Below are 12361 nucleotides of genomic sequence, written 5' to 3'. Positions count from 1 at the left end.
GAAAGATAGCGATTCCGCCTTGGAAATCGCTTTCTGGTCACTTGATGAAGATTCGCGGCCAATACCGGCGGGGGAGCAGGAGCTTGATCATTCTCGCCACATGCCGCATCATCGGAATGCGCACGACCTGGTGGAAGGCGGGCTCGGACGGCTTGCGGTGCAGACCCTCGCTCGGCCGCCGCCGCTGGGACGGCACGGACGGCGCCTCGCGCGGGTAGCCGTAGTCACGCGGATGACCGCGCTGGTGACCGGGCTGGTGACCGTACGGCCCCGCCTGCTGGTGAGGGCCGCTGTACGTGCCGCTGTGGGAGCCACTTTGTGAGCCGCTGTGTGAGCCACTGTGGGAGCCACTGTGCGACCCGCCATAGGGACCGCTGTTCGAGCCACCGTACGGACCGCTGTGGGACCCGGTGGAGGATCCGCTGTGCCGTAGCTGACCGCTCTGACCGAACTGGCCATACTGTCCGGACTGCCCGTGCGGCCCGTACATGTCGTACCGCCCCGACGCGTACGGATCGTACGCCTGAGGCTGGACATGCTCCCCGGGCCGGTGCGGCTGGCCGTACGGCCACTGCTGGCGGTGGGGCCCGGAGTCGCGGTCGCGCGGGGTGACCTTGGGCGTGGGGCGCGACTCGGCCCGGTGCTGTCCCCGCTGGCTGCGCTGCGGCGGCTTGCGGGTCTCGGGGGCGGTGGGCTGCGGGGCGATGGGAGGCGGCGTGGGCCGGCCGGTCCGGAACGGGGAGGCGAACGGGTCGTCGGCCACGCCTCCGGCCGCGACCCTCGACAGCGCGTGGGCCGCGCGGACGCCGTCGAGCCGGGCCGCGGGGTCGATCTGGAGCAGGCCGCGCAGGACCGGGGCGAGCGGGCCCGCCTTGTCCATGGGGATCGGAGCGCCGCTGGTCAGCGCCGCGAGCGCGGCCGCCGCCGTACGGCGGCCGTGCAGGCCGCGGCCCTCGACGGCGGTGTAGAGGGTGGCGCCCAGCGACCACAGGTCGGCCGCCGGGCTCGCCTTGTCGCCGAGGACGCGTTCCGGGGCGATGTATCCGGCGGAGCCGAGGACGATCCCGGCCTGGGTGATGGAGGCGTCGCCCTCCAGGGCGGCCAGCCCGAAGTCGGTCAGCACCGCCCGGTCGTCGTCGGTCACCAGCACGTTGCTGGGCTTCACGTCCCGGTGCAGGATGCCCTTGGCGTGGACGGCGCGCAGCGCGCCGAGCACCTGCCGGCCGATGTCGGCCACCCGGCGCGGCGGCAGCGGGCCCTCCTGGCGGATCAGCTCCTCCAGCGACCGCGCCCTGAGCAGCTCCATCACGATCCAGGGACGGTCGTCCTCGGTGATGACGTCGAAGACCGTGATGACCGAGGGATGGGCGACCATGGCGGTCGCCCGGCCCTCGCGTTCGGTGCGCGCGCACAGCTCCGCCCGCAGCTCCTCGTCGAGGACCAGCGGGAGCCGCACCTCCTTGACAGCCACCTCGCGGTCGAGCAGCTCGTCACGCGCGCGCCACACAGTGCCCATCCCGCCGCGCCCGACCGGCTCGATCAGCCGATAGCGCGCGGCTAGCAAGTATCCGGACGGCGCACGCATGGGTGGCAGCTTACCGATTTGTGTAGTGCGACCTGTAGAGACCATGCCGGGAAATTGTTGAGATCTTCTGTCAAAGATCCTGACAACCTCCCCGCAGATCAGCGCCTCCCGATGGTAAGGACGGGACCGGTCGTGTCGGCGAAGAAATCGTCACCCTTGTCGTCGACGACGATGAAGGCCGGGAAGTCCACGACTTCGATCTTCCAGACCGCCTCCATTCCCAGCTCCGGATATTCCAGGACCTCGACCTTCTTGATGCAGTCCTGGGCCAGCCGGGCGGCCGGGCCGCCGATCGAGCCGAGATAGAAGCCGCCGTACTTCTGGCACGCCTCGGTGACCTGCTTCGACCGGTTGCCCTTGGCCAGCATCACCATCGAGCCGCCCGCCGCCTGGAAGCGCTCGACGTACGAGTCCATCCGCCCGGCGGTGGTGGGGCCGAAGGAGCCGGACGCGTAGCCCTCGGGGGTCTTGGCCGGGCCGGCGTAGTAGACGGCGTGGTCCTTCATGTACTGCGGCATGTCCTCGCCGGCGTCGAGCCGCTCGGCGATCTTCGCGTGGGCGATGTCGCGGGCCACGACGAGGGGGCCGGTGAGCGACAGCCGGGTCTTCACCGGATATTTGCTCAGCTCGGCGAGGATCTCCGGCATCGGGCGGTTGAGGTCGATGCCGACCACGTCGCCGCCGAGGTGCTCGTCCGTCGTGTCGGGCAGGAAGCGGGCGGGGTCGGTCTCCAGCTGTTCGAGGAAGACGCCCTCCGGCGTGATCTTGGCGAGCGCCTGCCGGTCGGCGCTGCAGCTCACCGCGATGGCGACCGGGCACGACGCGCCGTGCCTGGGCAGCCGGATGACGCGTACGTCGTGGCAGAAGTACTTGCCGCCGAACTGCGCGCCGATGCCCAGCTTCTGGGTCAGCTCGAAGACCTTCTTCTCCATCTCCAGGTCGCGGAAGCCGTGCCCGCTCGGGGAGCCCTCGGTGGGGATGGAGTCGAGATAGCGGGCCGAGGCGTACTTCGCGGTCTTCAGGGCGTACTCCGCGCTGGTGCCGCCCACGACGATCGCGAGATGGTACGGCGGGCAGGCGGCGGTGCCGAGCGAGCGGATCTTCTCCTCCAGGAAGGCGAGCATGCGCTTCTCGTTGAGCACCGCCTTGGTCTCCTGGTAGAGGAACGACTTGTTGGCCGAGCCGCCGCCCTTGGCCATGAACAGGAACTTGTACTCGTCCGGGTGGCCGTTGGGGTCCTCGGCGTACAGCTCGATCTGGGCCGGCAGGTTGGAGCCGGTGTTCTTCTCGTCCCACATGGTCAGCGGGGCCATCTGGGAGTAGCGCAGGTTGAGCTTGGTGTAGGCGTCGTAGACGCCGCGGCTGAGGTGCTCGGCGTCGCGTCCGTCGGTCAGCACGTGCCTGCCGCGCTTGCCCATGACGATCGCGGTGCCGGTGTCCTGGCACATCGGCAGCACCCCGCCGGCCGAGATGCTCGCGTTCTTGAGCAGGTCGAGGGCGACGAAGCGGTCGTTGCCGCTCGACTCGGGGTCGTCGACGATCTTGCGGAGCTGGGCCAGGTGGGAGGCCCGCAGGTAGTGCGAGATGTCGTGGATCGCGGTCTCGGTGAGCAGCCGCAGGGCCTCCGGCTCGACCTCCAGGAACCTGCGCCCGGCGGCCTCGGTGACCCGCACCCCCTCGCTGGTGATCAGGCGGTACTCCGTCTCGTCCGGTCCAAGCGGGAGCAGGTCGGTGTAGTCGAACTCCGGCATCGTCCTCGGTTCCTCGTGGTCTGCCTGGTCGGGCGTGCCCGCCCCGCGGACCGCCCATGGTCTTTGCACAGCGTACGGCTCGCGGGCGACGGTCATCATGTCCGGGCCATGCGTGCGTTTTGAATAACTTCAAACCGAATATTCGACCATAAAGCGGGATAATTAAGACAGAGGACAGAGAGGGGAGGGGCCATGCATGGCGAAGTGTGGGTCATGGTCGTCTTCGCGATCGGCATTCTCGTGGGCCTGGCGGTGTCGCTGCTGACGCTTGTGTTGCGGCAGGTCAAGGAGGGCGACATCACCTGGTGGAGCCCTCCCGGGGGGCGGCGGACGCCGCGCGAGGAGCCGCCGCCGGCCGAGCGGACCGCGGAGACCGAGCGCCCCGAACAGGCCGAGCGGACCGCGGAGACCGAGCGCCCCGAACAGGCCGAGCGGGCGACCGGAGCCCGAGGGCGATCCCGCTGATCACGAGAGCCGCTCCCGCCAGGTCGGCCGCTGAGGGGACGGCGACCCCCAGAAGGGCGGCTGTGGCGAGCGCGCCGACGGGGACCACCCCGGCGAACAGCCCGGCCCGGTCCGGGCCCAGGTGGGGCAGCGAGCGATACCACAGGAAGAACGCCACGGTCGTCACCACCAGCGCGAGGTAGGCGAGACCGCCCGCCTCCGCGGCGGTCGGGGCACGCAGCACGTCACGGCCGTCCAGGACGAGGCCGGTGACCAGCAGGAACGGCACCGACAGCGCCGCCGTCCACGCCGACAGCCTGAGGGGGCCGATCAGCGGCAGCAGCGGCAGGGCCAGCAGCGAGAAGCACAGCTCGCAGACCAGGGCGCCCAGAGACCACAGCAGGCCGGGCAGATTCCCGCTGCCGGCGCCGGTCGCCAGGGTGGCCCCGGCGGCCACCACCAGACCCGCGGCCACGACGCGCGGGGAGGGCCGGGCGCCGGTGAAGATCGGGCCCACCAGGGCGAGCGCCAGCGGCACGGTGCCGAGGACGATGCCGGGCAGCGCGGGCCCGGCCGCGCGATTCGCCTCGACCACGCAGAGGTTGAACAGCAGGAGCCCCGTCAGGGCTATCGCGACGAGCAACCCCCACTGGCGCGGCCGGAGCCGTACGTAGCCGAGGCCGCGCGTCCGGGCGACGGCGAGCATGACCACGGCGGCGAGGGCGTAGCGGACCGCCTGCCCTCCATAGACCGGATAGTCCGCGATGACGCCGGAGACCGCCGCCAACGTCCCCACGAGGAACATCGCACCCGCGGCTCCGGCCACATGAGTGTTCATGCGAGGGATGCTAGGGATGACTTGGTCCTGGCTCCTGGTCCAATCGGCCGCCGTTAGAGTGGACCAATGGCCGATCTTCATCTCGTGGTCGACAGGGACGCCGGCGGGCTCGCCGGGCAGATCGCCCGCGAGCTGCGCGAGGCGGTCCGGCACGGGCGGCTCGTCCCCGGCGCCCGCATTCCCGCCACCCGTGACTCGCCCGCGATCTCGGCCTGTCGCGCGGCGTCGTGGTCGAGGCGTACGAGCAGCTCGTGGCCGAGGGACTTCTCGAATCGAAAACGGGCGCCGGCACCAGGGTCGCGGCAAGGGTCGCGGCGGCGGGCGCGGCGGGGGCCGGGCGGCAGGCCGCCTCCGAGCGGCCGGGAGAGCGGCCGGGAGAGCGGCCGGGAGACCGGCGGGAGGACGGCCGGCCCCACTATGACCATCGGCCCACGTCTCCGGACCTCGGCCTGTTTCCCCGGCAGGCATGGCTCGCCGCCGTCCGGCACGTGCTGGCCCTGCTGCCCAACGACGGGCTCGACTACGGCGATCCCGGCGGCGTGCCCGCCCTGCGCCGCGAGCTCGCCGCATATCTCGGCCGGGTGCGCGCGGCCGACGCCTCGCCGGACGACCTGGTGATCATGACCGGGGTGGCTCAGGGGATGAGCCTCGTCGTCGAGGCCCTGGTGCTCGACCGGGGCCGGCGCATCGTCCTGGCCGTCGAAGACCCGACGAGCACGCGCATGCTTCCGCTGCTCCGGCGGGCCGAGGCGGAGATCGTCCCCGTGCCCGTCGACCATGAAGGGATCGTCGTCGGGGCCCTGCCGGACGACGCCGACGCCGTGGTGGTCACGCCCGCGCACCAATATCCGACCGGGGTCGTGCTGTCCCCGGCCCGCCGCGCCGCGCTGGTCGAGTGGGCGGCCCGCACGGGCGCCCTCGTGCTCGAAGACGACTACGACGCCGAGTTCCGCTTCGACCGCGACCCCGTCGGATGCCTGCAGGGTCTCGCGCCCGACCGGGTCGTGCTCGCCGGCAGCGTGAGCAAGGCCCTCGCCCCGGGGCTGCGGCTCGGCTGGATCGCGGCGCCCCCGCACGTCGCCCGTGCCGTACGGCTCGCGCGCGGCGAGTCCGACCTCGGCTCGCCGGTCATCGACCAGTACGTGTTCGCCCACCTGATCGAGGGCGGGGCGTACGACCGGCACCTGCGCCGGGTGCGCCGGGAATATCGGCGGCGCAGGGACGCCCTCGTCGGCGCCCTGGCCGAGCACCTGCCCAGGATGACCGTGCGCGGCATCTCCGCCGGGCTGCACCTGTACGCCGAGATGGACGCCGAGGACGGGAGTGATCCGTCCGGCCTGGCCGAGGCCGCCCGCGCCGCGGGCCTGTCCGCGGAGGTCGTGACCTCGGCGCACGGATCGCCGGGGCTGGTGATCGGCTTCGCCCGCCTGCCCGCCCACCGCGTCGCCGAGGCCGTACGCGTCCTGGCGAAGAACGCCGGAGGGGACGTCAGGGGGTGACGACGGTGGTCGCGGTGGCCGGTTCGGCCTCGCGCGGCTGGAAGCCGCGTGCGAGCAGGATGATCGCGGCGGCGAGGACGAGCGGCGCGCCGAAGGCGACCCGGAAGCCGGAGGCGTCGGCGAGGCCGCCGACGAGCGCGGCTCCGACGATGAACCCCACGTAGTTGAACATGTTGACGCGGGCGATCGCCACGCCGGTGCCCGCGGGGTCGAGGCGGCCGGCCGCGGAGAACGACTGCGGGGCGACGACGGACAGGCCGATCCCGGTGAGGGCGAAGCCCGCGATCGCCAGCGGCACCGTCGGCGCGGCCACGATGGCGACGAAGCCCAGAGTCGCGACGGTGCCTCCGGCGCGCACGATGGCCGCCGGGCCCCACCGGCGCACCGCGAAGTCGCCGCCGACCCGCACCAGGAACGTGGTGAGCTGGTAGGCCCCCAGGGCCAGCGGGATCACGGTCGCCGATGCGTGCACGACCTTGTCCATGAAGACCGTGCCGAAGTTGGAGATCGACGAGTCGCCGACGTAGAGGAACGCCATCGCGAGGCACAGAGGGATGATCGGGCGCCACGCGACCCCGGCCGGCTTGGCCGCGCCCGCGGTCTCGCCCGTGGTCGCGGCGGGGGCCGGGACCGCGCGGTGCTCCTCCTCGGGCCGGTAGAGCCAGAGCGACGCTAGGACGGAGACGGCGGCGGCCGGCACGAGGGCGATGGCGAACGTGACGGGCAGGCCGAGATCGAGTGTGGCCGCCGCGGAGGCCCACACCGAGCCGATGACCGCCGCCACGCTCCACAGCGCGTGAAACCCGGTGAGCACCGCCCGGCCATACTCGCGTTCGACCGCGACGCCCTGCATGTTCATGCCCGCGTCCACCCCGCCAAGGCCGAGGCCGAACAGGATGTTGGCCGCCACCAGCATGGGGACGTTGGGGGCGAGGCCCGCGAGCACGACGGCGGCGCAGGCGAGCGGCTGCACCACGCGCAGGATCAGGCGGCTGCCCCACCGCGACGCGGCGGCGCCGGCGAGTGCGCTTCCGGCCCCTGCTATGACCGGGACGACGAGGAGCAGGATGGTCAGCTCGCCGTCGGTCAGGCCGTGCTTCTTCTGCAGCGCCGCCACCTGGGTGAGCAGCGTGGCGAAGGTGAGGCCCTGGACGAAGAACACCGCGAACGTGGCGAGCCGCGCCTGCCGGTCGCGGGGAGCGGGCGCCGTGCCCCGCGCCGACGCCGTGTCCTCTACTGGCATCGTGGGCCTCCACGAACATGAGGGGGGTTCAAGTTTCGGCCAGCGTAGGAGCCGTCACCCGCCCGGTCAATGGGGTCGGCCGGTCAGGACCTGCCGGCCGCCCCGCGTGCGGCCATCCAGGCGGCGATCTGGGCCCGGGACGCGAAGCCGAGCTTGTCGAGGATGTGCTCGACGTGGCCCTCCACCGTCCGCTGGGAGATGACGAGAGAGCAGGCGATCTCCTTGTTGCTCTGTCCCTGGGCGATCAGCTCGGCGATCTCCTGCTCACGCCGGGTGAGCGGGGACGGCTCGGCCGCCGGCGCCGCCGCCGGGCGTTCGGGCGGCGTGGGCTCGGCCTCCGCGACCGTCTCGTCCACGCGCGCCGGCTCGCGCTCGGCCGGGCCGCCGATCGCCTCCTCGATCGCCTCGTGCATCGTCAGCCGGTGCCCCTTGCGGGTCTCGCGGCTCAGGCCCCGGTCGCCCAGCCTCGTACGGAGGTCGGTGAGGCACCGGTCGTGGAACTCGCCGAAGCGCTTGTCGCGGCTCGGCGCCAGGCCCACGCAACGGCCGATCTCCTCGGAGGCCGCGAGAAGCCGGGCCGCGAGAGCGTGCCGGCCTTCGCCGGCCTGCACCCAGGCGATGACCCCGAGGCTCGTGGCGATGTTGGTCCGGTCGCCCAGGTCGCGGCCGAGCAGGAGACCCTCGCGCGCCATCTCCAGCGCGCGGGCGTTGTCCCCGCACTGCCACAGGTGGATGGCGAAGATCGTGAACACCCAGGCCCGGCCGGAGCGCTCGCCGTGGGCCTCGGTCAGGGCGAGGGCACGCTCGAACAGCTCCGTGGCGCGGGTCCGGTCGCCGAGGTAGCCGACACCCGCAGCCAGCGTGATCAGGGCGATCAGCAGGCCGATCAGGTTGCCGACGGCTTCCTCCCGCGCCGCGGCCTGTTCCAGCAGCGGCACCGCCTTCGCGTAGTCGCCGGCCAAGTGCTCCGCCAGCCCGGCGACAAGGCAGGTCTGAGCGCGCACCTCCGGGTCGTCCAGACGTTCGGCGAGCGCGCTGCACTCGGCCAGCAGGCGCCTGCCCTCCTCGGTGTCGCCCTGGGTGAGCACCAGTTTCGCTTCGGCGCACAGCGCCAGCGCCCGCAGGGCGGTGGGCTCGGGCGCCGCCCGCAGCATGCGGTCGAGCCAGTGGCGGCCCTCGTTGTAGTGCGCGTTGCCCATCCAGCAGGGCTCGGCCAGGAAGAGCGCCATCCGCAGCCCGGTCTCCGCCTCGCAGGGCTCCTGCAGGCAGAAGTCCATCGCCGCGCGCATGTTCGCCTGCTCCAGGTTCAGCCGCCTGAGCCAGGAGGACTGGTCGGGGCCGAACCACTCGGCGGCCGCCTGCTGCGCCAGCAGGAAATAGTGGTCCCGGTGCCGCCGCTGGAGCGCCCGGCGCTCCGCGGGCCCGCTGAGCCGCATGCGGCCGAACTCGCGCAGGGTGTCGAGCATGCGGTAGCGCACCGTGCCCTCGTACTCCTCGCGCAGGAGCAGCGACTTGTCCAGCAGCGCGTCGAGCAGGTCGAGCACGTCGTCGCGTTCGATGCCGCCGCCGGTGCACACCGCCTCGACGGCGTCCAGGTCGAAGTGGGAGGGGAAGATCGACAGGCGGCTCCACAGTGTCCGCTCCGCCGGGGCCAGCAGCTGGAAGCTCCAGTCGACCAGCGCGTGCAGGGTCTGCTGACGCGGCACCGCCGTACTGCTGCCTCGGGTGAGCAGACGATAGCGGTCGCGCAGGCGCTCGACGAGCGCGTTCACCGACAGGGCCCGCAGCCGTACGGCGGCGAGCTCGATGGCCAGGGGGATGCCGTCGAGCTGGCGGCACAGCTCGGCGACGGCCGCCTGGTTGTCCTCGGTGACGGCGAAGCCGGGCTGGACCGCCGCCGCCCGTTCCGTCAGCAGGCTGATCCCGTCGTACAGCTCCAGTGATCTGCGGTTGAGCGGCCGGCCCGGCTCCGGGACGGGCAGCGGCGAGATCTTCATCCGGTGCTCGCCGATGATGCCGAGCGACTGCCTGCTCGTCGCGAGGATGCGCAGCTCGGGGGCCGCGCGCAGGAGCCGGTCGGCGAGCACGGCGCAGGCGTCACGCAGGTGTTCGCAGTTGTCCAGCACGAGCAGGGTCCGCTGCGAGGAGAGCACCCGCTCCAGCGCGTCCATCGGGCAGCCCGCCGACTCGTCCCGTATGCCCATGGTCGCCGCCACCGTCTCGGCCACGAGCGCGGGATCGGTGACGGTGCTGAGGTCCACCAGCCAGACGCTGTCGAACGCGCGGCGCTGCTCGGCGGCGGCCCGCAGGGCCAGCCGGGTCTTGCCCACACCGCCCACGCCCGTGAGGGTCACCAGGCGTGAGACGGAAAGCAGGCGCCTGATCTCGGCCAGCTCACGCCTTCGGCCGACGAAACTCGTCAGGTCGGCCGGAAGGTTGCCGACCTGCCGTGTCACCGCCCCCGCGACCACTCTCCTCACGCTAAGCGGCCGCGAAGTCCCCGGTCAATTCCCGGGGGCGACGCCCGGCGTCGCGTCGCATGGTGACCGTCCTTCGCGGACCGCTTACTCTCGATGGTGTGAGCAGCAGCGAGTCCTCAGCCGCGAAGTGGATCTCCGCCTTCCTCTCGCAGCGCACTCCGGACACGCCCGACCCCTCCCTGCTGCGGGCCTCCGACGCCGACCGGGAGCGGATCGTCGAGGTGCTCTCGGACGCCGTTACCGACGGGCGGCTCACGCCGCTGGAGCACGAGGAACGGATCGAGCGTGTCTGGGCCGCGCGGACTCTGGGCGAGCTGGCCGAGCTGACCGTCGACCTGCTGCCGCCCGAGAGCCAGCCGTTCCGGATGGACAGCCGCCCGGTCACCGCCTTCTTCCGTACGGAGACCCGCGGCGGCCGGTGGGTCGTGCCCTCCCAGGTGCCGGTGACGTCCCTCGGCGGCACGGTCACGATGGACCTGTGCGAGGCGCTGCTCCAGTCGCGGCACGTGGTGGTGCAGCTCGCCGTCATGGCCGGCACGGTCAACCTGACGGTCCCCGAGGGCGTGCGGATCGTGACCGCCCCGGACGCCCGCGTCCGGTCGCTCAGGAACGAGGTGCGGCTCCCGCCGGGCGCGACCGACTTCGCGCCGGACGCGCCCGTGATCGAGCTCGCCGGGTTCGTCTTCGGCGGCAGGGTCGTCGCCCGCTCGCCGAAGCGCCCCCGCCGCCGCCTGTTCGGTCGTTAGACGGCGGTGTCGAAGTTGATGGCGCTGTAGGCGCCGAGCTTCCAGAGCTGGTGCTCGCTTTCGATCTTGCGGATCGTGCCCGACCGTGCCCGCATGACGAGGGAGTGGGTCACCGCCGCGCCGCCCTGGAACCGCACGCCGTGCATCAGCTCGCCGTCCGTGATGCCGGTCGCGGCGAAGAACACGTCGTCGGAGCGTACGAGGTCGTCCGTGGTGAGCACCTGGTCGAGGTCGAGCCCGGCGTCGAGGGCCTTGAGACGCTCCTCCTCGTCGCGCGGCCACAGCTTGCCCTGGATGACGCCGCCCATGCACTTGAGCGCGCAGGCCGCGATGATGCCCTCGGGTGTGCCGCCGATGCCGAGCATCAGGTCGACGCCGGTGCCGTTGCGCGCCGCCATGATCGCGCCGGCCACGTCGCCGTCGGTGATGAAGCGGATCCGGGCGCCGGTCTCCCTGATCTCCTTGACGATCCGCTCGTGCCGGGGCCGGTCGAGGATCACCACGGTGACGTCGGACGGCTTGGCGCCCTTGGCCCGGGCCACGGCCCGGATGTTGTCGGCCACCGGGGCGTTGATGTCCACGTGCTCGGCCGCCTGCGGGCCCGTGACGAGCTTCTCCATGTAGAAGACCGCCGACGGGTCGTACATGGAGCCGCGCTCGCTGACCGCGATCACGGAGATCGCGTTGTTCATGCCGAGCGCGCACAGCCGGGTGCCGTCGATCGGGTCCACGGCGACGTCGCACTCGGGGCCGGTCCCGTCGCCGACCTCCTCGCCGTTGAACAGCATCGGGGCGTTGTCCTTCTCGCCCTCCCCGATCACGACGACGCCCTTCATCGAGACGGTGTTGATCAGCTGGCGCATGGCGTTCACCGCGGCGGCGTCCGCTCCGTTCTTGTCGCCGCGTCCCACCCAGCGCGCGGCGGCCATGGCCGCGGCCTCGGTCACCCTGACCAGTTCCAGGGCCAGGTTGCGGTCGGGTGCGCGTTCCCCCGTCGCGAGAGCGGCCGGTACGTGATCAGCCATTGGTCCCCTTTTAGGTAGGTGCCGTTCCAGCGATCGTAGTTCGGGAAGCGGTTCTTTGTCCGATTGGTCTGAACCTGTTGGGGCAGGTAGGAGGCCATTTGCGGGCGCGGCCCACCGGAACGGACGGGTCGGGGATATCGTCGCCGCATGAGCGGCGACACCGAACGACCAGTGACGATGCGCACGTCGGAGCGCGGCGCGGCGACCCGGGTAGCTCTCCTGGACGCCGCGAAGGAGACGTTCATCACGAGCGGCTTCGCCGAGGCGGGCGTCACCGACGTCGTGGCCAGGGCAGGCGCCAGCGTCGGCAGCCTCTATCACCACTTCTCCGGCAAGGCCGACCTCTACCTGACGCTGTTCGAGGAGTTCCAGAAGCGGCAGACCCAGCGCACCCGGCAGGCCGTGCAGGAGGCGCGGGCGGCCGGGGAGACCGACCCCATGCCCCAGTTCCTCGCCGCCGCGCGGGCCTACCTGGAGGGCTGCCTCGCCGAGCGCGATCTCGCCGCGCTCTTCCTCCGCGGCGACGCGCCGCCCGGGTTCGAGGTCATCATGCGCGACCGCCTCCGGCAGTGGGCCAGGCGCACCGCCGCGCTGTTCGAGCACGAGGACGCCCTGGTCGTCGTCGTCACCGGCGCCCTGGCGGCCGTCGTGCAGGAGGTCACCCTGTCCGAAGACCCGGAACACGCCCGGAGGATCGCCGAGGACGCTCTTCGCATCATCGGCGAAATTCGGCACCCCTGACGGCCGATA

At 72.0% G+C, this 12361-nt stretch carries 9 protein-coding genes; 3 read left to right on the top strand and 6 right to left on the bottom strand.

Features of this window, described 5'->3' with window-relative positions; genetic code table 11:
- Positions 1 to 37 precede the first annotated feature (37 nt).
- From FLX08_RS42125 to FLX08_RS17420, 3 genes are all read right to left on the bottom strand, one after another.
- Positions 38 to 1585: a serine/threonine-protein kinase gene (locus FLX08_RS42125; protein WP_244312708.1), complete on the bottom strand. Its 1548-nt coding sequence runs from the start codon at positions 1583 to 1585 to the stop codon at positions 38 to 40.
- A gap of 98 nt (positions 1586 to 1683) precedes the next feature.
- Positions 1684 to 3336, bottom strand: a complete 1653-nt coding sequence (locus FLX08_RS17425; protein ID WP_142619920.1) for a fumarate hydratase — start codon at positions 3334 to 3336, stop codon at positions 1684 to 1686.
- A 298-nt stretch (positions 3337 to 3634) separates the two neighbouring features.
- A complete protein-coding gene (locus FLX08_RS17420) occupies positions 3635 to 4618 on the bottom strand; it encodes a DMT family transporter (protein ID WP_142619919.1) in 984 nt (327 codons plus the stop codon).
- 227 nt (positions 4619 to 4845) lie between these two features.
- On the opposite strand from FLX08_RS17420, the gene pdxR reads away from it, so the two are divergent.
- Entirely contained in the window at positions 4846 to 6117 is a 1272-nt protein-coding gene (pdxR, locus tag FLX08_RS17415) for a MocR-like pyridoxine biosynthesis transcription factor PdxR (RefSeq protein WP_244312707.1), read from the top strand.
- Here the strand turns inward: pdxR and FLX08_RS17410 are convergent.
- Positions 6107 to 7360 (bottom strand): MFS transporter, encoded by a 1254-nt coding sequence (locus FLX08_RS17410; RefSeq protein ID WP_142619918.1) that lies wholly within the window; start codon positions 7358 to 7360, stop codon positions 6107 to 6109. The two genes, pdxR and FLX08_RS17410, sit on opposite strands and share 11 nt — an antisense overlap.
- Positions 7361 to 7443: 83 nt before the next feature.
- Entirely contained in the window at positions 7444 to 9831 is a 2388-nt protein-coding gene (locus FLX08_RS17405) for a LuxR C-terminal-related transcriptional regulator (RefSeq protein WP_244312706.1), read from the bottom strand.
- Between the two features lie 107 nt (positions 9832 to 9938).
- Here FLX08_RS17405 and FLX08_RS17400 point away from each other — a divergent pair, with 107 nt between their 5' ends.
- Positions 9939 to 10586, top strand: coding sequence for a DUF1707 SHOCT-like domain-containing protein (locus FLX08_RS17400; protein WP_244312705.1), 648 nt, complete (start codon positions 9939 to 9941; stop codon positions 10584 to 10586).
- Here the strand turns inward: FLX08_RS17400 and glpX are convergent.
- Positions 10583 to 11611, bottom strand: coding sequence for a class II fructose-bisphosphatase (glpX, locus tag FLX08_RS17395; RefSeq protein ID WP_142619915.1), 1029 nt, complete (start codon positions 11609 to 11611; stop codon positions 10583 to 10585). The genes FLX08_RS17400 and glpX overlap by 4 nt on opposite strands.
- Before the next feature lie 147 nt (positions 11612 to 11758).
- Between glpX and FLX08_RS17390 the strand changes: the two genes are divergently transcribed.
- On the top strand, positions 11759 to 12352 hold the full coding sequence (locus tag FLX08_RS17390; RefSeq protein WP_142619914.1) for a TetR/AcrR family transcriptional regulator: 594 nt from the start codon (positions 11759 to 11761) through the stop codon (positions 12350 to 12352).
- Positions 12353 to 12361 lie beyond the last annotated feature (9 nt).

It is taken from the genome of Microbispora hainanensis, assembly GCF_006874475.1.
GTDB classification, from domain to species: domain Bacteria; phylum Actinomycetota; class Actinomycetes; order Streptosporangiales; family Streptosporangiaceae; genus Microbispora; species Microbispora hainanensis.
Note: the sequence above shows the minus strand (reverse complement) of the source record. Positions and strands in the feature narration are given on the sequence as shown.